The organism is Streptosporangium sp. NPDC050855 (assembly GCF_044456585.1).
Classification (GTDB): Bacteria; Actinomycetota; Actinomycetes; order Streptosporangiales; family Streptosporangiaceae; genus Streptosporangium; species Streptosporangium longisporum.
Genome location: NZ_JBITFY010000015.1, coordinates 89,373 through 109,215 on the forward strand (window position 1 = coordinate 89,373; position 19,843 = coordinate 109,215).

Sequence of the window (19,843 nt, forward strand, 5' to 3'; positions counted from 1 at the left end):
GTTCAGGCTCCGGGCCGGGCCGCTCCCGCGAAGGAGGACCGGTAGTGCCCCTTCAGCTTCACGATCCGGACGGACTTGCCGCTGCTCGGCGAGTGGACCATCCTGCCCTTGCCGACGTACATGCCGACGTGGCCCTTTCCGCTGAAGAACAGCAGGTCACCGGGGAGCAGCTTGCTCCAAGGGACCTTCTTCTTGAGCGACCTGTACTGGCTGTGCGTGATCCTGGGAAGGGACACGCCGGCCGTGCGCCAGGCGTAGCGGACGAGCCCCGAGCAGTCGAAGGCTCCGGGACCGGAGGCTCCCCACCGGTACGGATCGCCGATCTGCTTCTTGGCCGCCGCGACGGCCTTGCCGGCCCGAACCTTCTGCAGTGCCGCCCTGCTCATCGTGGTCTTGGCCTTGGCCTTGGACTTCGTGGCGGTCCTGGCCTTGGTCCTGGCCTTGACCGTGCCCTTCGTCGTGGCCCGCCCGGTCTCCGTGCTCTCGGTCTGCTCGGAGACGCCGGTCGCGCTGCTGACCAGGATCTCAGGGGGATTGTCCGTCATCGCCTGCGCCGCCGTGGGTCCCAGGGTGACCGCTCCGGCTGAGGCGGTCAACGTGAGGGCGACGCCGCCTAGAGAAAGGCGGAAAAAGCGTGACAAACGGGGGTTGTACGGGGTGGTAGACAGGATTTCTCCTTGGTGCTTCCACTGATGCCTACCGGGTTAGCTGACGGATTCGGGCTTGGAAGATGCCCTACGGCACAAATGTGCCGATTCACCCCTGGCCACGGTGTGTCGGGCCTTTTGGGTCCCCGGTTCCATGCCTCCTGGCTGCACGGATTCGGCGGGCCGCCACGATGACGTCCGCCCCTTGCGGGGGCGCGGCGGCCGGCTGGATTTCTATGGACGAAGACGGCCCGGAGACCGTCGTTCACCGCGGCGGCATGGCTTGCACGTCGCGCAGCCAGAAGTTACTCCGATCGCCACGTTTCGGCAAAGGGTTCCCAGAAACGGAGGATCGAGAGGGCTTCTTGATCCTCCCGTTACCGCTGCGTGATGCCTATTTATGCGATCGAGATATGACTCTCGTCACATCGCCCTCCAAGCCCTGTGAATCGCGAGTTTTGTTATCTTCGTCACATCGTTCCGGCCCTCGCGGTGAGCGCGGGGGACGCCGTGGCCCGGGTCGCCGCGAGCGGCGTTCCCGGGCCCGCGGGCGACGGTTCAGCTCAGCCGCCGCTCGAGGTGGAACGTCACCTCGGCCCCGGCCTCGTGCTTGCCGATCAGCCTGCACAGCTCCGCCCGCAGCGGCAGCCAGTGCGGGCCGGCGCCCGAGGGCATCAGCGTGGCGGCGAACGGGTGACCGTCGACCGTCCCGGTGACCTTCACGGCCCGCCTCGTGCCGAGGAGCTCGGCCGAGCCCGGCACGGTCACGAAGGTGGCGAAGGCGCCGTCCTTCTCGATGGGGGCGGTGAAGGTGTGGCCGAGCGGCTGCGGGGTCGCGGGGGTGGGCATCGTCGTCTCCCTGGTCCTGTGTCGCGGCACGCCTCCGGGGGCCGGAGGAGGCCGATGGTCCGTCCGGAGAGAGGACTCCCGCGAGGGCGCGGAATCGTCGCCCGCGCGCGAGACGTCTTCACGGACCCCCACGGGCGCCGGTGGGCGGCCCGTCCGGGGGGCGAGCGGCCCAGACGGACCGGAGCCCCCTCGGGAGAGGGCGGCCCCGGGCACACGGGCCCTCAGGAGCGGACAGGCCCTCAGGAGCACGACGGGGCCCTCAGGGGCACACGAACCGCCCTGAGGGACGGACGGGCCCTCAAAAGCGACGGGCCCTCAGGGGCGGGCCCCCAGAAGCGACGGGCCCTCAGGGGCGGACGGCCCCGACGAGGCGGCGGCCGTAGGCCGACAGCGGGACGACCTTGACCACGTCGCCGGTCTGCGGGGCGTGCACGATCTTGCCGTCGCCCGCGTACATGCTGACGTGCCCCAGGCCCTCGCTGAAGATGAGGTCCCCCGGCTGCAGGTCGTTCAGCGAGACCTTGCGGCTCGCGCCCCAGCTCCACTGCTGCCAGGTCGTCCGGGGGATGCTGACCCCGCCGGTGCGCCAGGAGGCCTGCACCAGGCCCGAGCAGTCCCAGCCGCCGGGGCCGGTGCCGCCGTACTGGTAGGGCTTGCCCACCTGGGCGAAGGCGAACTGCAGGGCGGCACGGGCGTTGCCCGAGGCGGCGCCGGTGTACTGGATCCCGGCGCTGTCGGGGTCGCCCTGGCGGAAGGCGCCGAGCTCGCGCAGGAGCTTGGTCTGGACCTTGACCATCCTGTCGGCCTTGGCCTTCTCCTCGGCGAGCTCGTCGCGGGTCTCGTCGGCCTCGGCCAGCACCTCCTTGGCCTTGTCCCGGTTGGTCCGCAGCTCCTTGGTGGCCTGGTCGAAGGCGCTGAGGGAGCGGGCCCGGGAGGCGGCCATCTGGTCGGCGGCGGCCAGGCCGCTGAGCAGCGCGGCGGGGTCGGGCTGGACGACCATGCTCTCCCAGCCGGTGATCGCACCGGACTGGTAGCTGCTGACGGCCATCGAGACGAGCTCCTCGCGCAACCCGGCGACCCGCTCGCTCTGGCGGGCCAGGTCGCCGTTGAGCGTCCGGTACTTCTTCCTGGCCCGCTTCCACTTCTCGGCGGCCTGGTTGTACTTCTCCACGACCTGGTCGGCCTGCTCGTTCAGCTTGGCCAGCTTCTTCCTGGCCTGGGCGAGGGTGGGCTTGGGCTCCGCGACCGCTCCGCTCACCGGCACCATCAGCAGTGCGAGGGCGAGACCGGCCGCCACCGGTATCCGACTCAGTCCAACCGGCATGCCCGCCACGGCCACGTCAACGCCTCCCAGATACACAGACCTGCGGCGAATAGTACAGAAGAAGTAATGATTGGCTCACCTTTTCGTCGGGTTTGCCCCAAACAGGTGGCCGTTCCTTCCGCCGCAGGTCATGTCCGCCGGACGGCGGCCCGCCGCTACCGGCAGATGGCGACGGAGCAGACCTTGGCGGTCATCCTCCTGGCGTCGCGCAGCTGGACGGCCCAGTCGCTCGCGACGGGCCTGGAGTACTCCCCGGCCCACTGGTAGATCAGGACCGCGCTGCCCTTCCTGACCAGCACGCTCCGGTCGCCGCCCACCCCGGCCTTGCCGCGGTAGTACACCTGGCCGGAGACCCTCAGCGCCTCGTCGCCGATCCCGGCCTGCCGCGCGTGGGCGTAGCGGTAGGTGGAGCCGGACCGGGTGTCGGACCGGCACGCGACCAGGGCCGCGCGGACCTGGGAGACCGCCCTGGCCGCGTCGGCCGGTGAGCGGTACAGCACGACCTGCTCGACCTTCATGAAGTCCGGCACCGCGGTGTAGGTCACCGTCCGCGCGGCCAGGCGGCCGGTCCGGGCCGGCGTGCTCCGGTCGCAGGGGTTCACCGCCAGCGGGGTCTTCACCGAGCCGCTGACCTTCCAGGTCGTCTCGGGGTCGTCGTCCTTCTTGGCGGCCTCCTTCTCGTACAGCAGGAAGCCCTTGGGGATCGTGGCCGTCCCGGTGGACGCGGTGCCGCCGGTGGGGACGGTGGGGACGGTGGCCGCGCCGGCGGGTGCGGCGGTGGCCGCGCCGGCGGCCAGGACGGTGAGGGCGAGCGCTATGATCTTCTTCATCGGGTAATCCTCCTGGATCATTCGATGCGCGAACCACCCGAAAGGTTCACGCACGACCCAGGCGGCGCAGCAGGAGGACCGCGGGCACCGGGCGGGCCCCCATCCTGCGCACCGAGTCGGCCACCTCCCGGTCGGAGGAGACCACCGCGACGGCCCGTCCTGCGGGCTCGGCGCGGACCAGCTGGCGGATCAGGTCGTCGGCGATCTGCCCGGGGGCGCTGAACATCACGCGCACCCCGCGCGGCGCCGACACCGGGACCGGACCGTTCAGCTCCGCGCCGTCGAAGACGCAGGTCAGCTCGGTACGGGTCTGCGCGTAGAGCGCCCCCAGGCCGGTGAGCAGGCGGCTGCGCTGGTCGGCGAGGGTGAAGGTGCCGTAGCCGGACTTGGTCACGTTGTAGCCGTCCACGATGAGGTGGATCTGCGGCAGCGCGAGCAGCTGGTCGAGCAGGGCGGGGTCGTCGTCGGCCAGCGCCCGAGCCGGGACCGCCTGGACGCCCTGGCTTCCCGGGGCCACCGCGGCCACCGAGTCGGCGGGGCGGTGGATGCCCGAGGGCAGCGCCAGCTCCCTGCGCAGCCCGGCCGCGGCGTCCTGGAGGGCGTCCAGCAGCATGCGCACCTTGGTGTCCTCCACGCTGCGGCCCTCGCGGGCGGCCCTGCGGGTGGCCTCCAGCTGGCGCTCGGCGTCGGCCAGGCGCTCGCGCAGGCGGCGCAGCTCGCCCTCGGTCGCGCTTCCGGCCGAGACCGCGGTCGCCTTGACCTCGGCCGCGGCCTCCTCGGCCGCGACGGCGCGCGCCTCGGCGGCCCTGGCCCGCTCCCGGGCGTCGTGCAGCCGGTGGCGCAGGTCGGACACCTCCGAGCGGGAGGACCGCAGCTGCTCGCGCAATCGCTCGGCCTCGTCCTTGGCCGCGGCCTTCTGCGCGGCGAGCTGCTCGCGCAGCCGGGTGACCGTCTGCTCCTGCGCCGACCCCTCGGCGGCCACGGCCGACCGCTCCAGGTCCTCCCGGGCCGTCTCCACCATCTCCGCCCAGCCCGGCGGCCGGGTCAGGTAGGCGGCGGCGGCCACCATCACCGGCTCGGCGGCCGGCGGGACGGTGCCCTCGGCCAGGCTGGCGACCAGCTCGGGCCAGCCGGCGGTCAGGGTCTCGGCGACCAGCTCGCGGAACTTCTTGTCGGTCTCCAGCTGCGCAGCGATGGGCGTGCCGCCGAGCTTGGCGCGCTTGCGCGGGTCGAACCTGGCGATCCCCTTCAGGGGCGCGGGGACCGAGGCGGCGGGCATCGACCCGAGGATCTGGGAGGCCAGCTCCACGACGTGTGAACGGACCTGCTCGGGTAACGGACGAGACAGGCCCTCTCCGGCTGAACTCATCACGGCCCCTACTCGGATCGGCATTCACGTCAAGGGTACGGCTAGCGCACCCTGACCCCGACCTGACCGAAGACGACCGGCGCCCGGCCCGCCGGTGAACCCTTTATGGACAAGCGATTGCTCATAGGTTACGACTGTGCGGATCACTTTGTGACCTACGCCACGGGAGAGCGATGGAAGAGCGGCGCGAACGGGCCGAGGGGATGCGGACCTCCACCCGTGACCTTGCCGAGGTACGCGAGCGGTTGCGCTCCTGGCTCACCGGCAGGGTCGGGGCACCCGTCACGATCCCCAGGGTCGACCATCCGTCGGGGAACGGGCTGTCCAGCGAGACCCTGATCTTCGACGCGCGATGGACCTCCGGCGGCGAGGGCCACGAGGTCGACGGGGTCGGCGGGGTCGACGGGGTCGACGGGGTCGGCGGGGTCGGCGAGGTCCACGAGGTGCGGTGCGTGGCCAGGATGGCGCCGGCGAGCGAGGCGGTGCCGGTCTTCCCCGACTACGACCTGGGCAGGCAGTTCGAGGTCATGCGGCTGGCCAGGGAACGCGCGGGCGTGCCCGCCCCGGCGACCCTGTGGTACGAGCCCGACCCCGGCCCGCTGGGCACCCCGTTCTTCGTGATGGAGCGCCTGGAGGGGGACGTGCCGCCGGACCTGCCGCCGTACACCTTCGCGGGCTGGCTGCCGGAGGCCTCCCCGGCCGACCGCGACCGGCTGCAGCGGCACAGCGTGGAGATCCTGGCCAGGCTGCACGGCACCGCGCTCACCGCCGGGGAGACGGCGGCGCTGGAGCCCGCCGGGACGGGCGGGCCGGCGCTGCGCAGGCACGTCGACGAGCAGCGCGCCTACTACGCGTGGGCGCACGGCGCGAGGCCGGTCCCGCTGCTGGAGCGGGCGTTTCGCTGGCTGGAGGAGCACTGGCCGGACGATCCCGGCCCCGACGTGCTGAGCTGGGGGGACGCCCGCATCGGGAACGTGATGTACCGGGACTTCACCCCGGTGGGGGTGCTGGACTGGGAGATGGCCACGATCGCCCCCCGGGAACTGGACCTCGCCTGGATGATCTTCCTGCACCGGTTCTTCCAGGACGTCGCCGAGTCCATGGGCCTGCCGGGCCTGCCGGACTTCATGCGCTCCGAGGACGTGTGCCGCACCTACCGGGAGCTGACCGGGTACACCCCCCGGGACATGGGGTTCTACGAGACCTACGCCGCGCTGCGGCACGGGGTCATCATGGCCCGCGTCTGGCAGCGCCGCGTCCACTTCGGCGAGCTGCCCGTGCCCGCCGACCCCGACGACCTGGTGCTGCACCGGCACCGGCTGGAGCGGATGATCGCGGGGGATCGCCGCAGCTGAGCGGCGCCCGCCCGCGGGGCTGCGGGGTCGTCCCGCGGGGACCCCCGAGGGGGAGGCGGCGCGCTAAATGTCGGTCGGGGCTTCTAGGGTCGGGGATCGTGGACTACGCCGTACAGGGAACGCTCGACGAGCTGGGCACGCCGCTCAGCGAGGTCACCTTCGTCGTTTTCGACCTGGAGACCACCGGCGTCTCGGCGGCCGAGCACGCCATCACCGAGATCGGGGCGGTCAAGGTCAGGGGCGGCGAGGTGCTCGGCGAGTTCGGCACCCTCGTCGACCCCGGCTCGCCGATCCCGCCGTTCATCTCGGTGCTGACCGGCATCACCGACGGCATGGTGGTGGCGGCACCCAGGATCGAGGCGGTGCTCCCTTCGTTCCTGGAGTTCGCCGCGGGCTCCACCCTGGTGGCGCACAACGCCGGGTTCGACATGGGCTTCCTCAAGGCGGCCTGCGCCGCCCACGACTACCCCCCGCCCGGCCATCCGGTGGTCGACACCGTGGACCTGGCGCGGCGGCTGCTGACCCGCGACGAGGCGCCCAACGCCAAGCTCGCCACCCTGGCGAAGATGTTCAGCCGCACCGAGCCCTGCCACCGGGCCCTCGCCGACGCGCGGGCCACCGCCGACGTGCTGCACGCGCTGCTGGAACGGGCCGGCTCGTTCGGGGTGCACACGCTGGAGGAGCTCAAGGGCTTCGTCCGCGCGCCCACGCCCGAGCAGCGCCGCAAGCGCCACCTGGCCGACTCCGTGCCCTCCGGCCCGGGCGTGTACGTGTTCGAGGACGAGGGCGGCGACCCGCTCTACGTCGGCAAGAGCGTCGATCTGCGCAACCGCGTGCGCAGCTACTTCACCGCGGGCGAGACCCGGCCCCGCATCCGCGAGATGGTCGGCATCGCCGCGCGGGTCAGGTCCATCTCCTGCGCGACCCCGCTGGAGGCGGAGGTCAGGGAGCTGCGGCTGATCGGCTCGGCCAAGCCCCGCTACAACCGCAGGTCGCGCTTCCCGGAGAAGATGTTCTGGCTGAAGCTGACCGACGAGCCGTTCCCCCGACTGTCGGTGGTCCGCGAGATCAAGGACGACGACGCCTCCTACCTGGGCCCGTTCTCCAGCACCCGCGCCGCCGAGGACGCCCGCGCGGCGCTGCACGAGACGATCCCGCTGCGCCAGTGCACCGAGCGGATCACCCTGCGCTCGCGGCGGTCGGCCTGCGCGCTCGCCGAGATCGGCCGGTGCGGGGCGCCGTGCGAGGGCCGCCAGAGCCCCGAGGAGTACGCCGTGCACGTGGTCGCGGCCCGCCGGGCGCTGGAGCTGGACGCGGCCCCGGTCTTCTCGGCCATCGAGGCCCGGATGGAGCGCCTGGCGCTCGACCAGCGCTACGAGGAGGCCGCGGCCGACCGCGACCGGCTGGCCGCCTACGTGCGCACCTCGGCCCGGATGCAGCGGCTGCGGTCGCTGACCGCGATCCCCCAGCTGGTCGCCGCCGCCCCGCTCCCCGGCGGCCGGTGGGAGATCCACGTGGTGCGCTACGGCCGCCTCGCCTCGGCCGGGGTGATGCCCTCCGGGGCCCATCCCACCCCGTTCGTCGACGCGCTGACGGCCACCGCGGAGACCGTGTCCCCGGGGGCCGGGCCGGTCCACGCGGCCAGTGCCGAGGAGACCGAGTGCGTGCTGCGCTGGCTGGAGTCACCCGGGATCCGGCTGGTGCAGGTGGAGGGCACCTGGAGCCTTCCCGTCTCGGGCGCCGGGAGGCTCAAGGCGCGCATCGACCGCGCCTACCAGGGGGGCGAGCCGCGCCGGGCGCGCGAGGGCCGCCCGCTGCGCTGAGCGCCGCGCGGGACGGCACTGGTAGCTTCTGAGGCGGCAGGCAGCACTCAACGAGGAGGAAGCTCGTGGTCACCGCGATCGTGCACATCAACGCCGAGGTGGACCGGATCCCCGAGGTCGCCCAGACGATCGCCGAGATCGACGGGGTGAGCGAGGTCTACTCGATAACCGGCGAGTACGACCTGATGGCCATGGTCCGGGTGAGCGCCTACGAGGAGATCGCCGAGGTGATCCCCGGGCGGATCAACAAGGTGGCCGGGGTGCTGCACACCGAGACGCACATCGCCTTCCGGGCCTACTCCCGGCACGACCTCGACGCCGCCTTCTCGATCGGCCTGGGCGAGTCCGACTAGCCCCCGCGCCCGCCCCCCCGGCTCGCCGGTGCGGCCGGGGTTCACCTCACCGGCGGTGGGCAGCCTGGCCCGTACCTCGAAGCCCCCGCCGCGCAGCACGCCGGCCTCCAGCGTCCCGCCGAACAGGACGGCGCGCTCGCGCATGCCGAGCAGGCCGGCCCCGGCGGCCCCCGGCGGGCCGGAGCGCCCGTCGTCGCGGACGGACACCTCCAGCAGGCCCGGCCGCCAGCGCAGCGTGACGCGGGCCGAATCCGCCCCGGCGTGCCGCAGGGTGTTGGCGAGCGCCTCCTGGACGATGCGGTAGGCCACCAGCTCCAGGGCGAGCCCGACCTCGGCGGGGCGGCCGTCCTCGACCACCTCCACCCGCAGCCCCCTCGCCCGGATCCCGGCGAGCAGGTCGCCCAGGTCCGACAGCCTGGGCTGGGGCGTCCTGCCGGTGGAGGGACCGTCGAGGTCCAGCAGGGACAGGGCACGCTGGAGCTCGACCAGCGCCTGGCGGCCGGACTCCTCGGCCACCCTGAGGGTCTCCCTGGCCCGTTCGGGATCCTTGCTCATGATCATCCGCCCGGCGCCCACGCCGAGCGTCATCATGCTGATCCCCTGCGCGACGATGTCGTGCAGCTCCCGGGCGATGCGCGCCCGGCGCTCGGCGAACCGGGCGCGGGCCAGCTCCCGCCGCCGGTCGGCGTCCCCGGCCTCCCAGGATCTCAGCCTGAGCAGCAGCAGCCTGCGCTCGCGCGCCAGGACCGCGACGGCCAGGCAGAGACCCGGCGTCACGCACGCCAGCAGGAGGGGGAGCATCTGCCCGATCAAGGAGTCGGCACGCCACATGGACGCAATCTAGAGCGCTCCCAGCGAGGGTCACATCCCCTCGTGGGCGGATCTGCGGTCCGTCCACGAGGGGAGGGCCGACGTCAGGAGCGCGGCCGGCTGACCTCGATCCAGCGCTCCAGGGTGGCGGCGGCGGCACCGGAGTCGACGGCCCGCACGGCGCGCTCGTACCCGGCGGCCATCGCGGCGTCCAGGTCCTCGACGGCGCCGCTCGCGTCGCCGGAGGCGCCGTCGAGGGCGACCAGCGCGGCGGCGGCGTTCAGCAGCACGGCGTCGCGGACCGGGCCGGTGCGGCCGGCGAGGAGGTCGTGGACGGCCTGGGCGTTGAAGGCCACGTCCCCGCCGCGCAGCGCGTCCGGCTCTGCCCTGGTGATGTCCAGGACGGCCGGGTCGAACACGGTCCGCTCGGCCTGGCCGGCGCGCACCACCCAGACCGTGGAGGTCGTGGAGATGGTCAGCTCGTCCAGCCCGTCGTCGCCCCTGAAGACGAGCGCGGAGACGCCGCGCTCGGCGAACACGCCGGCCACCACGGGGAGCATGCGCTCGTCGAAGATGCCGACCGCCTGGGCGGCGGGCCTGGCCGGGTTGGTCATCGGGCCCAGGAAGTTGAAGACCGTGGGGATGCCCAGCTCCTTGCGGGGCGGGCCCGCGAAGCGCAGCGCCGGGTGGTAGACGGGCGCGAAGCAGAAGGCGATCCCGGCCTCCACCGCGACCCTGGCGGTCTCGGCCGGGGGCAGGTCGAGCATGATCCCCAGGTGCTCCAGGACGTCGGCGGCGCCGCAGGAGGAGGAGGCGGCCCGGTTGCCGTGCTTGACGACCCTGGCCCCGGCGGCGGCGGCCACGATCGCGGCCATGGTCGAGACGTTGACGGTGTGCGCCCGGTCTCCCCCGGTGCCGACGACGTCGACGACGTGGCCCTCGACCGACAGCGGCACGGCCCGCTCCAGCATGATGCGCGCCAGGCCGGCCACCTCTGCGACCGTCTCGCCCTTGGCCCGCAGCGCCACGGCGAAGCCGGCGATCTGGGCGGGGGTGGCCGAGCCGGACATGATCTGGTCCATCGCCCAGGCGGTCTCGTCGGCCGTCAGGTGCTCACCCGCGAGCAGGGCGGACAACAGCGCGGGCCAGGTGGTACGCGCGTCCATGAAGGTCTCCAGGGGGGTCTTCGCCGGGGTTCTCTACCGGGCGGGCAGGCGGGTGGACAGGCGGCGGCGCATCAGGTCGGCGACGGTCTCGGCGAGCACGACCGGGTCGATCGGGTGCCCCAGCACGGCCTCGGCGCGCGACCACTCGGCCAGCCAGCGGTCGGCGCTGCGGGCGATCAGCAGGCAGATCGGCGGGCAGTCGTGCACCTCGTCCTTGGCCTGGCGGGCCACGCCCATGCCCCCGGCCGGCTTGGCCTCGGCGTCGAGCACGGCGACGTCGATCTCACCGGAGTCGAAGTACTGGACGACCTTGGCGTGGGTGGCGCACTCCACGATCTCCACGAAGGGCACGTCGGCGGCGGGGCGGCGGCCGACGGCCTGGCGGACTCTCTCGCGGGTGCTCGCGTCGTCGCTGTAGACGAGGATCCTCATCGTCGTGTCGTCGGTGCTCACGGTCGCGCTCACTGTCCCTCGTCCGTCGATGTATGGTCACCTGGGATGCTACCGGTCTGCCGCCCCCGGCTCCCAGACCGGAGCCATTGCCGGGCGAATTGCCCTGTACGTCCACTTCGAGAGGGCGTATGCGCTCCCTATCGGGGGGGCGTGCGGCGACCCGAGCAGGAGAGCCGCAATAATGCTGCCCGTGGCGACAGCATCCGCAATCTCAACGACGACGACAGCACATTCGTCCCGCCGGCCCGATCTGGTCAGCGTGGGGACGATCGTCTGGCTGTCCTCCGAGCTCATGTTCTTCGCGGCGCTGTTCGCGATGTACTTCACCATCCGGTCGGTGACCATCGGCCAGGGGCAACCCTGGCCCGAGGCTCACCTGAACGTCCCGTTCTCCCTGGCCAACACGGTCATCCTGGTCCTGTCGAGTGTGACCTGCCAGCTGGGCGTGTGGGCTGCCGAGAAGGGCCAGGTCGCCAAGCTGCGCTTCTGGTACATCGTCAGCTTCCTGATGGGCGCCGTCTTCGTCGCCGGCCAGCTGTACGAGTACAGCGAGCTGGTCCACGAGGGGCACACGCTGTCGCACTCCGCGTACGACTCGGTGTTCTATCTGACCACGGGCTTCCACGGCCTGCACGTGACCGGTGGGCTGATCGCGTTCCTGCTCATGCTGGGACGCACGTACGCCGCGAAGCGCTTCACCCGTGAGCAGGCGACCAGCGCGATCGTCGTGTCCTACTACTGGCACTTCGTGGACGTGGTCTGGATCGGCCTTTTCGTGACCATCTACGGAATTCAATAAGGAATCGGGGATCTCTGTGAATAGGATCACCGCTGGGCGGCGGCATCCCCTCGCGAGATACGCCGTCCTGCTCCTGGCCCTGGGGCTGATCGGCGGGTTCTATACCGTCGCCCTGGCGGCCTCCACCCCCCGGCAGGCCGACGCGGCGATCGCGTCCGGCAGGGCCGACGACGTGGCCGAGGGCAAGAAGCTCTTCGAGCGCAGCTGCTCCAGCTGTCACGGGCGCAACGCCGAGGGCACCGGCCAGGGGCCGACCCTGATCGGCGTCGGCTCGGCCTCCGTCGACTTCCAGGTCGGCAGCGGGCGCATGCCCCTGGCCAACCCGTCGTCGCAGGCCCCGCGCAAGCCCGTGGCCCCCTGGGTCACCCGGGACACGCTGCGCCAGCTCGGCGCCTACATCCAGTCCCTGGGCGGTGGCCCGGTCACGCCGGACGACGACATGGTCGACGCCAGCAAGGGCGACGCGGTCAAGGGCGGTGAACTGTTCCGGGCGAACTGCATCCAGTGCCACAACTTCGTCGGCGCGGGCGGCGCCCTGACCCAGGGCAAGTACGCCCCGCCGCTGCACCAGGCCACCGAGCGGCAGATCTACGAGGCCATGGTCACCGGCCCGCAGGCGATGCCGGTGTTCAACGACAGCATCATCACCCCCGAGCAGAAGCGGGACATGATCGCCTACATCGTGGGCGTGCGCAACGAGCCCGACCCGGGCGGCGCCGGTCTCGGCCGCATCGGCCCGGTCACCGAGGGTCTGGTGGCCTGGATCGTCGGTCTGAGCCTGCTCTCCCTGGCCGCCATCTGGATCACCGCGAAGAGGCGACAGGCCAAATGACTGAGAACAACCACGGCACAGAACAGCCCGAGGAGCGCGCGCCCAAGCGCGTCATCGGCACCCCCTCGCCCGCGGCGAGCACCTCGATGCTCGGCACCGGGCAGGCCGCCCGGCCCGCGGACGTCCAGGTCCCCGGGGTCGTTCCGCAGGACGAGGCGACCGCGAAGAAGGGCGAGCGTTACGCCGCCCTCTGCTTCGCCGTCGCCTTCCTGGCCGGGATCGCCTTCGTCGCGTCGTACGTGATCTTCCAGGTGGGCGACGTCGCGAAGACGCAGACCTCCAACTTCGCGCTGGGCGGCACGCTCACCCTGGCGCTGCTCGCGCTGGCCGCGGGCATGGTGACCTGGGTCCGCATGGTGATGCCGAAGTACAGCCTGGTCCAGGAACGCCACCCGATGGCCTCCGACCCCGCGACCAGGGCCTACGTCGGCGAGACCTTCATGCAGGGCGCGGCCGAGAGCGGGATCACCAAGCGCCCGCTGCTGCGGCGCACCCTGCTGGCCGCAGCCGCCCCGCTGGGCCTGGCCCCGCTGGTGCTGCTGCGCGACCTCGGCCCGACCTACAACGACTTCCCCGAGAAGCTGCGGCACACCGTCTGGGGAGAGAAGACCAAGGACGGCAAGCCCCGCAAGCTGCTCGTCGAGGGAAGCGGCTCGCCCATCCGGGCGGCCGACTTCAACTCCCCCGGCGGTATCCTGTCGGTGGTCCCCGAGGGCTACGAGCACGACCTGAACGCGCTGGCCAAGGCCACGCTGATCCTGATCAAGTTCCGTCCCGAGGAGCTCAGGTCCGGGACGAACCTGAACTGGACGCACGACGGGATCGTGGCCTACTCCAAGATCTGCACGCACGTCGGCTGCCCCGCGGCCCTGTACGAGCAGACCACCCACCACATCCTGTGCCCGTGCCACCAGTCGACCTTCGACGCCGCCGACGGCGCCAAGGTCATCTTCGGCCCGGCCGCCCGCCCTCTGCCCCAGCTGCCCATCGCCGTGGATAATGAGGGGTACCTCGTTGCTACGGCGGACTTCGCCGTCCCTGTCGGTCCCAGCTTCTGGGAGCGTGGCGACGCCGAGGCCGAGGCCCGTGAGAACGGAGCCAAACAAAAATGAGTGTCGAAAGCGTTCCCAAGCCCATCGCGGGCGCGGGTAACTTCGTCGACGACCGCCTCGGGGCGGGGAACTTCCTCCGGCGCAACCTTCGGAAGATCTTTCCCGACCACTGGTCGTTCCTCCTCGGTGAGATCGCTCTCTACTCCTTCATCATCCTCCTGCTGACCGGCACGTTCCTGACCCTGTTCTTCAAGCCGAGCATGGCCCACGTGGAGTACGCCGGCTCCTACGACGCGCTCCGCGGCGTCATGATGTCCGAGGCGTACGCGTCGTCGCTGTCGATCAGCTTCGACGTGCGCGGCGGACTGCTGATGCGCCAGATGCACCACTGGGCGGCGCTGCTGTTCATCGGCGGCATGATGATCCACGCGCTGCGGGTGTTCTTCACCGGCGCCTACCGCAAGCCCCGCGAGCTCAACTGGCTGATCGGCGTGCTGCTGCTGACGCTGGCGCTGGCCGAGGGCCTCACCGGCTACTCCCTGCCCGACGACCTGCTCTCCGGCGCGGGCCTGCGGATCACCGAGGGCGTGGCGATCTCGCTGCCGCTGGTCGGCACCTGGATCACCTTCTTCCTCTTCGGCGGCGAGTACCCGGGCGAGGACGTCATCTCCCGGTTCTACTCCCTGCACATCCTGCTGATCCCGGGCATCCTGCTGGCGCTGATCAGCGCCCACATGATCCTGATGTGGGTGCAGAAGCACACCCAGATGTCGGGCAAGGGCCGCACGAACGAGAACGTGGTGGGCTCCCCCTTCTACCCGGCCTTCATGATCAAGGCCGGCGCCTACTTCATGTTCACGTTCGGGGTCATCGCGCTGCTGGGCACCTTCGCCCAGATCAACCCGATCTGGCTGTTCGGTCCCTACACCCCGGCCGACATCTCGGCCGGTTCGCAGCCCGACTTCTACATGGGCTTCCTGGAGGGCTCGCTCCGCCTGATGCCCGCCTGGGAGATCAACCTCTTCGGTCAGGCCGGGGGAACGCTCGCGATGAGCGTGCTGATCCCCGCCCTGGTGCCGATGGGCATCATCATGACGGGCCTGGCGCTCTACCCGTTCATCGAACAGTGGGTCACCGGCGACCGGCGCGAGCACCACATCGCCGAGCGTCCCCGCAACAACCCGCACCGCACCTCGATCGGCATGGCCGCGGTCACCTTCTACGGTGTCCTGTGGCTGCTCGGCGCCAACGACGAGATCTCCGCGTTCTTCCAGGTCTCGCTGAACTGGACGACCTACGTCGGACGCTTCCTGATCATCGCCGGGCCGGTGGTGGCGTACATCATCACCTACCGGGTCTGCCTGGGCCTGCAGCGCAGCGACGCGGAGATCCTCAGCCACGGCGTGGAGTCCGGCGTGATCAAGCGGCTCCCCCACGGCGAGTACGTCGAGGTGCACGTCCCGCCGCACGAGGCCATCGCGGCCCACATGCGCCGGGAGACCGTCCCGGTCATCACCGACGGGAACACCGGCCGCGACGGCATCCCGTCCAAGGGGATGCGCGGCCCGCTGGGCAGGCTCCGCGTCAAGATGAGCCAGGCCTACGGCGGCGAGAAGATCCCGCTGGAGGCAGGGCACGGAGACGGCCACGGAGACGGCCACGGAGACGGCCACGGTCACGACGAGCACGCCGCGGTCGGCAAGGGCGAGGACAGGTCCCTGACCCGCTGACCGCACTACCCCGGGGGCCTCAGGGCCTCCGGGAGCACTGACCGGGAGACCCCCAGGGGCTCTCAGGGGCTCTCAGGGGCACCCAGGGGCCACGGCCGCACGTGAGGGGGCCCGGACACCGACACGGTGTCCGGGCCCCCTTCTCGTGCGCCTGGGGCCCGCCGCGGGCCTCGCACGCTCTCGTACGGACCTCGCACGGGCCTCTGGTACGGACCTCGTACGGGCCTCGCGGATGGCAGGGGTCAGACGTCGTCGGTGGTGAAGTGCTTGAGGCTGCTCCACTTCAGCCACTGGCGCCAGCTCTCCTGCCAGTGCCCCCAGCCGTTGGTGGGCTCCAGGACGCGGGGCGAGCCGGTGATGATGATCGGGTCCCCGATCAGCGTGTTGTCCAGGAACCACTTGGCGTTGGACGGGCTGACGTTGACGCAGCCGTGGCTGACGTTGGAGTACCCCTGGGAGCCGACCGACCAGGGCGCGCTGTGGATGTACTCGCCGCTGTTGGAGATGCGCACGGTGTCGTAGACGGTCAGCCGGTAGTACCCGGGCGAGCCCGGCCCGATCCCCGGCGAGGTCATGACGGTCACGTTCTCCCGGGACATGGCCAGGTGCACGCCGCTGGTCGTGTGGTACTTCCACACGCCCCCCTTGCCGGCGCTCATCGGGATCTCCCGGACGACCCTGCCGTCGCGCCGCACGGTGAGGTGGTGGGACAGCACGCTGCCCCGGGTGATCTGCGAGCGGCCGATCCTGAAGTCGACGGTGCGGCCGGCCGCGCCGTACAGGCCGGCGCCGCCGCGCACCCCGGCGAGGCGGGCCTGCACGCGGACCCTGGTGCCGGCCGGCCAGAACCTCTTGGGGCGGAAGTGCACGTTGCGGTCGTCGAACCAGTGCCACGCGCCCAGCACGGGCCGGGAGGTCTTCACCGACAGGTGGCGTTCGATCGAGACCCGGTCGGAGACGTCCCGGTCGAAGGTGATCATGATCGGCATGCCGACGCCGACGGTCAGGCCGGTGTCGTCCTTGTTCGGGGTGATGTTCTGGATCGCGAACGTCTCCCGCGCCTTCACGGTCGAGAACGAGGAGGTGGTCCGGGTGGCGGTGCCCGCCGGGTTGACGGCCGTCGCCTGGACCTCGTAGGAGGCCCCTGGAGCCGCCGTGCCGCGGCTGCGCCACTGGGTACCGTCGGCGCTCAGAACGCCCGCCAGCGGCTTCTTGGAGCCCTTCACGGCCCTGACGGCGACCTGGGTCAGCGTGCCGCCCTGGGCTGCGACCACGATCGGCGCGTCGGTGGGCACGCCGGTCGCCCCGTTCAGGGGCGCCACGGTGACCAGGGCCGCCGCCGCGGCGGGCGAGGAGGCCGGTGCGGATCCGCCCGGCGTGGCGGTGCTCGTCGAGCAGGAGGCGGTCACCAGGGCGAGGGCCAGCAGTCCGGCCCCGGCCCCCCGGCTCGAACCGCGGATAGCGTGCCCCACATGAACTCCCCTGTCCGGATCGAACCACTGATTCAGTTATTACCCGGAGTAGGCGGTCCGCCACGGAAGACATCCACCGCGAGCACCCAATAAACGACAAAAAGCGGGCCACGGAGGATTTCCGTGGCCCGCCTCGTGGCGCGGGTGCCGGGACGTCAGTGCGAGAAGTTGCCCCGGTAGTACTCGAAGACGAACCCGATGGTGGCCATCAGGACCGCGAAGACGCCGATCAGGAACAGCCACCAGCCGATGACCAGGCCGACCGCGGTGAGCGCGACCGCCAGGCAGACGAACAGCGGCCACCAGCTGTGCGGGCTGAAGAAGCCGAGCTCTCCGGCGCCGTCGGCGATCTCGCCCTGCTTGTCGTCCTCGGGCTGCTCGCCGATGCGGCGGGCCGTGTACATCAGGTAGTAGCCGATCATGAACGCGAAGCCCACCGAGATGGCCATCGCGGTCGTGCCGACCGGCTCCTTGGACCAGTACCAGTAGACGACGTCCACGGCGGCGAAGAACACGCCGCAGAGGATGAACAGCCAGCCCTGGACCTTCATCGGGCCTCCTCCTTCTCCAGCTCACCGGGGGTCTGGGCGTACGGGCGCTTGAGGTCGAACGCGGGACGCTCGGACCTGATACGGGGCAGGGAGGTGAAGTTGTGCCGGGGCGGCGGGCAGGAGGTCGCCCACTCCAGGGAGTTGCCGTACCCCCACGGGTCGTCCACCGTGACCCGCGGCGCGGTCTTGGCGGTCTTCCACACGTTGTACATGAACGGCAGCGTGGAGGCGCCCAGCAGGAACGCGCCCACCGACGAGACCATGTTCAGGTCGGTGAAGCCGTCGATCGGGCTGTAGTCGGCGTAGCGGCGCGGGAAGCCCTGCGCGCCCAGCCAGTGCTGGACCAGGAAGGTGGTGTGGAAGCCGATGAACAGCGTCCAGAAGTGGACCTTGCCCAGCCGGTCGTTCAGCATCGTGCCGGTGAACTTGGGCCACCAGAAGTAGAACCCGGCGAACATGGCGAACACCACGGTGCCGAAGACCACGTAGTGGAAGTGGGCGACCACGAAGTAGGAGTCGGCCACCTGGAAGTCCAGCGGCGGGGAGGCCAGGATGACGCCGGTCAGGCCGCCGAACAGGAACGTCACCAGGAAGCCGATCGCGAACAGCATCGGCGACTCGAACGACAGGTGGCCGCGCCACATGGTGCCGATCCAGTTGAAGAACTTCACCCCGGTGGGCACCGCGATGAGGAACGTCATGAACGAGAAGAACGGCAGCAGCACCTGGCCGGTGGCGAACATGTGGTGCGCCCACACCGTGATCGACAAGCCCGCGATGGCGATGGTGGCGCCGACCAGGCTGATGTAGCCGAACAGCGGCTTGCGGCTGAAGACCGGGATGACCTCGGTGATGATGCCGAAGAACGGCAGCGCGATGATGTAGACCTCGGGGTGGCCGAAGAACCAGAACAGGTGCTGCCACAGCAGCGCGCCGCCGCTCTGGGGGTGGAAGATCTGCGTGCCGAGCTTGCGGTCGGCCTCCAGCGCCAGCAGGGCGGCGGCCAGCACCGGGAAGGCCATCAGCACCAGGATCGAGGTGAGCAGGATGTTCCAGGTGAACATCGGCATCCGGAACATCGTCATTCCGGGCGCGCGCATGCAGATGATCGTGGTGATGAAGTTCACCGAGCCGAGGATCGTGCCCAGACCGCTGATGGTCAGTCCGACGATCCACAGGTCGGCGCCGATGCCGGGAGAGAAGATCGCGTCCGACAGCGGGGCGTAGGCGGTCCAGCCGAAGCTGGCCGCGCCGCCCGGGGTGATGAACCCCGCCAGCGCGATCGTGCTGCCGAAGGCGAAGAGCCAGTAGCTGACCATGTTCAGCCGCGGGAAGGCGACGTCGGGAGCGCCGATCTGCAGCGGCATCAGCTCGTTGGCGAACCCCGCGAACAGCGGGGTCGCGAACATCAGCAGCATGATCGTGCCGTGCATGGTGAACAGCTGGTTGAACTGCTCGTTGCTGATCATCTGGAGACCCGGCTGCGCCAGCTCCGCCCTCATGACCAGCGCCATCACGCCGCCGATCAGGAAGAAGACGAACGACGTGATCAGGTAGAGGTGTCCGATGATCTTGTGATCGGTGGACGACGCCCACTTGGTGATCACCAGGCCCTTGCGGGTCGGCGTCGCCGGGGAGAGGACGAGGGGATTGTTGACTGCTGTCACTGGGCACCGGCCTGGCTAGCGATGTACCTGTCGAACTCGTCTGCCTCGACGAGCTTCACCGAGAAGAGCATCCGGCTGTGGTCCACGCCGCACAGCTCGGCGCAGCGCCCGGCGAAGACGCCGGTCTTTTCCAGCGTCCGCACCTCGAACCTGTTGTCCACGCCCGGGATCACGTCCAGCTTGAAGTGGAACGCCGGGATCCAGAAGGAGTGGATGACGTCGGGCGAGCTGAGCAGGAACTTGACGTTCCTGCCGGCCGGCAGCACGAGCTGCGGGCCCTTCATGTAGTTCTCCGCCGGCATGCCGGCCACCTGGACGGTCTTGCCGCCCGACTCGGTGGTGAAGCGCCAGCTCCACTGGAAGCCCTCGACCCTGACCGTGACGTCAGGCTTGTCGGACATGGTGGTGATGTAGTTCTGGTCCCTGGCGGTGAAGAAGAAGAACACGCCGACCATGATGATCGGGATCACCGTGTAGAGGATCTCGATCGGCAGGTTGTACCGCACCTGGGGGGGCAGTTCGTCGGCGGAGTTCTTCCTCTTGCGGTGGAAGGCGACGGACCACAGGATCAGCCCCCACACGACCACGCCGGTGCCGAGAGCCGCGATCCACGAGCCGTTCCACAGGCTCTGGACGGCGTTGGACTGCTCGGTGATGCCCTCGGGCAGGCCGGCTCGGGACCAGTCTTCGGCACTGCACGCCGTCAGGGAAACCAGCGGCAGCGCCAGAGCGGCGGCGCGTGGCACCCGGCGGCGGGCCAA

Annotated in this window: 18 protein-coding genes, 1 pseudogene and 1 riboswitch; of the genes and pseudogenes, 7 read left to right on the forward strand and 12 right to left on the reverse strand. The window is 70.8% G+C overall.

Annotated elements, in window-relative coordinates; genetic code table 11:
* Positions 1-2: 2 nt before the first annotated feature.
* The 5 genes from ACIBCT_RS27635 to ACIBCT_RS27655 all read right to left on the reverse strand — a co-directional run bounded on the left by ACIBCT_RS27635 (position 3) and on the right by ACIBCT_RS27655 (position 5,019).
* Complete coding sequence (locus tag ACIBCT_RS27635; protein ID WP_399193372.1) at positions 3-545, reverse strand: C40 family peptidase; 543 nt, start codon at positions 543-545, stop codon at positions 3-5.
* A gap of 133 nt (positions 546-678) precedes the next feature.
* A riboswitch (cyclic di-AMP (ydaO/yuaA leader) is annotated at positions 679-838 on the reverse strand.
* 367 nt (positions 839-1,205) lie between these two features.
* The gene (locus ACIBCT_RS27640) at positions 1,206-1,496 is read right to left on the reverse strand and encodes a DUF1905 domain-containing protein (protein ID WP_399193374.1); all 291 of its coding nucleotides are present in this window, start codon (positions 1,494-1,496) and stop codon (positions 1,206-1,208) included.
* Positions 1,497-1,842: 346 nt separating this feature from the next.
* Entirely contained in the window at positions 1,843-2,820 is a 978-nt protein-coding gene (locus ACIBCT_RS27645; RefSeq protein ID WP_399193376.1) for an NlpC/P60 family protein, read from the reverse strand.
* 155 nt (positions 2,821-2,975) lie between these two features.
* Complete coding sequence (locus tag ACIBCT_RS27650) at positions 2,976-3,650, reverse strand: hypothetical protein (protein ID WP_399193379.1); 675 nt, start codon at positions 3,648-3,650, stop codon at positions 2,976-2,978.
* A gap of 46 nt (positions 3,651-3,696) precedes the next feature.
* Positions 3,697-5,019, reverse strand: a complete 1,323-nt coding sequence (locus ACIBCT_RS27655) for an NYN domain-containing protein (RefSeq protein WP_399193381.1) — start codon at positions 5,017-5,019, stop codon at positions 3,697-3,699.
* Positions 5,020-5,192: 173 nt separating this feature from the next.
* On the opposite strand from ACIBCT_RS27655, the gene ACIBCT_RS27660 reads away from it, so the two are divergent.
* The 3 genes from ACIBCT_RS27660 to ACIBCT_RS27670 all read left to right on the forward strand — a co-directional run bounded on the left by ACIBCT_RS27660 (position 5,193) and on the right by ACIBCT_RS27670 (position 8,550).
* The gene (locus tag ACIBCT_RS27660; RefSeq protein ID WP_399193383.1) at positions 5,193-6,374 is read left to right on the forward strand and encodes a phosphotransferase family protein; all 1,182 of its coding nucleotides are present in this window, start codon (positions 5,193-5,195) and stop codon (positions 6,372-6,374) included.
* A 98-nt stretch (positions 6,375-6,472) separates the two neighbouring features.
* Positions 6,473-8,197, forward strand: coding sequence for a DEDD exonuclease domain-containing protein (locus ACIBCT_RS27665; RefSeq protein WP_399193385.1), 1,725 nt, complete (start codon positions 6,473-6,475; stop codon positions 8,195-8,197).
* Between the two features lie 65 nt (positions 8,198-8,262).
* Positions 8,263-8,550, forward strand: a complete 288-nt coding sequence (locus tag ACIBCT_RS27670) for an Lrp/AsnC family transcriptional regulator (RefSeq protein ID WP_399193638.1) — start codon at positions 8,263-8,265, stop codon at positions 8,548-8,550.
* 66 nt (positions 8,551-8,616) lie between these two features.
* Here the strand turns inward: ACIBCT_RS27670 and ACIBCT_RS27675 are convergent.
* The 3 genes and pseudogenes from ACIBCT_RS27675 to ACIBCT_RS27685 form a co-directional block, all read right to left on the reverse strand.
* Positions 8,617-9,381 (reverse strand): annotated as a pseudogene (locus tag ACIBCT_RS27675) (sensor histidine kinase); the annotation flags it as partial.
* 83 nt (positions 9,382-9,464) lie between these two features.
* A complete protein-coding gene (trpD, locus tag ACIBCT_RS27680; RefSeq protein ID WP_399193389.1) occupies positions 9,465-10,526 on the reverse strand; it encodes an anthranilate phosphoribosyltransferase in 1,062 nt (353 codons plus the stop codon).
* Between the two features lie 33 nt (positions 10,527-10,559).
* Positions 10,560-10,958 carry a hypothetical protein gene (locus ACIBCT_RS27685; RefSeq protein ID WP_344896806.1) on the reverse strand — a complete coding sequence of 133 codons (399 nt, stop codon included), beginning with the start codon at positions 10,956-10,958 and terminating at the stop codon, positions 10,560-10,562.
* Positions 10,959-11,160: 202 nt separating this feature from the next.
* Between ACIBCT_RS27685 and ACIBCT_RS27690 the strand changes: the two genes are divergently transcribed.
* The 4 genes from ACIBCT_RS27690 to ACIBCT_RS27705 are packed head-to-tail and all read left to right on the forward strand — an operon-like array spanning position 11,161 to position 15,392.
* Positions 11,161-11,778: a heme-copper oxidase subunit III gene (locus tag ACIBCT_RS27690; RefSeq protein ID WP_399193392.1), complete on the forward strand. Its 618-nt coding sequence runs from the start codon at positions 11,161-11,163 to the stop codon at positions 11,776-11,778.
* Between the two features lie 16 nt (positions 11,779-11,794).
* Entirely contained in the window at positions 11,795-12,610 is an 816-nt protein-coding gene (locus tag ACIBCT_RS27695) for a c-type cytochrome (RefSeq protein ID WP_399193394.1), read from the forward strand.
* Positions 12,607-13,722 carry a Rieske 2Fe-2S domain-containing protein gene (locus ACIBCT_RS27700; RefSeq protein ID WP_399193396.1) on the forward strand — a complete coding sequence of 372 codons (1,116 nt, stop codon included), beginning with the start codon at positions 12,607-12,609 and terminating at the stop codon, positions 13,720-13,722. The genes ACIBCT_RS27695 and ACIBCT_RS27700 overlap by 4 nt, the downstream gene beginning before the upstream one ends.
* On the forward strand, positions 13,719-15,392 hold the full coding sequence (locus ACIBCT_RS27705; protein ID WP_399193398.1) for a cytochrome bc complex cytochrome b subunit: 1,674 nt from the start codon (positions 13,719-13,721) through the stop codon (positions 15,390-15,392). The genes ACIBCT_RS27700 and ACIBCT_RS27705 overlap by 4 nt, the downstream gene beginning before the upstream one ends.
* Before the next feature lie 242 nt (positions 15,393-15,634).
* On the opposite strand, the gene ACIBCT_RS27710 is transcribed toward ACIBCT_RS27705, so the two are convergent.
* From ACIBCT_RS27710 to coxB, 4 genes are all read right to left on the reverse strand, one after another.
* A complete protein-coding gene (locus ACIBCT_RS27710; protein WP_399193400.1) occupies positions 15,635-16,864 on the reverse strand; it encodes an Ig-like domain-containing protein in 1,230 nt (409 codons plus the stop codon).
* Positions 16,865-17,019: 155 nt separating this feature from the next.
* On the reverse strand, positions 17,020-17,415 hold the full coding sequence (locus tag ACIBCT_RS27715; RefSeq protein ID WP_344896367.1) for a cytochrome c oxidase subunit 4: 396 nt from the start codon (positions 17,413-17,415) through the stop codon (positions 17,020-17,022).
* Positions 17,412-19,082 carry a cytochrome c oxidase subunit I gene (gene ctaD, locus ACIBCT_RS27720; protein WP_399193403.1) on the reverse strand — a complete coding sequence of 557 codons (1,671 nt, stop codon included), beginning with the start codon at positions 19,080-19,082 and terminating at the stop codon, positions 17,412-17,414. Before ctaD ends, ACIBCT_RS27715 begins: the two co-directional genes overlap by 4 nt.
* The gene (gene coxB, locus ACIBCT_RS27725; protein WP_399193405.1) at positions 19,079-19,828 is read right to left on the reverse strand and encodes a cytochrome c oxidase subunit II; all 750 of its coding nucleotides are present in this window, start codon (positions 19,826-19,828) and stop codon (positions 19,079-19,081) included. The genes ctaD and coxB overlap by 4 nt, the downstream gene beginning before the upstream one ends.
* Positions 19,829-19,843 lie beyond the last annotated feature (15 nt).

Coding starts and splice junctions, on each gene's coding strand:
- trpD (WP_399193389.1), bottom strand. CDS start 10,526: ATGGACGCGCGTACCACCTGGCCCGCGCTGTTGTCCGCCCTGCTCGCG.
- ACIBCT_RS27650 (WP_399193379.1), bottom strand. CDS start 3,650: ATGAAGAAGATCATAGCGCTCGCCCTCACCGTCCTGGCCGCCGGCGCG.
- ACIBCT_RS27705 (WP_399193398.1), top strand. CDS start 13,719: ATGAGTGTCGAAAGCGTTCCCAAGCCCATCGCGGGCGCGGGTAACTTC.
- ACIBCT_RS27660 (WP_399193383.1), top strand. CDS start 5,193: ATGGAAGAGCGGCGCGAACGGGCCGAGGGGATGCGGACCTCCACCCGT.
- ACIBCT_RS27640 (WP_399193374.1), bottom strand. CDS start 1,496: ATGCCCACCCCCGCGACCCCGCAGCCGCTCGGCCACACCTTCACCGCC.
- ACIBCT_RS27715 (WP_344896367.1), bottom strand. CDS start 17,415: ATGAAGGTCCAGGGCTGGCTGTTCATCCTCTGCGGCGTGTTCTTCGCC.
- ACIBCT_RS27685 (WP_344896806.1), bottom strand. CDS start 10,958: ATGAGGATCCTCGTCTACAGCGACGACGCGAGCACCCGCGAGAGAGTC.
- ACIBCT_RS27635 (WP_399193372.1), bottom strand. CDS start 545: ATGACGGACAATCCCCCTGAGATCCTGGTCAGCAGCGCGACCGGCGTC.
- ACIBCT_RS27645 (WP_399193376.1), bottom strand. CDS start 2,820: ATGCCGGTTGGACTGAGTCGGATACCGGTGGCGGCCGGTCTCGCCCTC.
- ACIBCT_RS27690 (WP_399193392.1), top strand. CDS start 11,161: ATGCTGCCCGTGGCGACAGCATCCGCAATCTCAACGACGACGACAGCA.
- ACIBCT_RS27700 (WP_399193396.1), top strand. CDS start 12,607: ATGACTGAGAACAACCACGGCACAGAACAGCCCGAGGAGCGCGCGCCC.
- ACIBCT_RS27655 (WP_399193381.1), bottom strand. CDS start 5,019: ATGAGTTCAGCCGGAGAGGGCCTGTCTCGTCCGTTACCCGAGCAGGTC.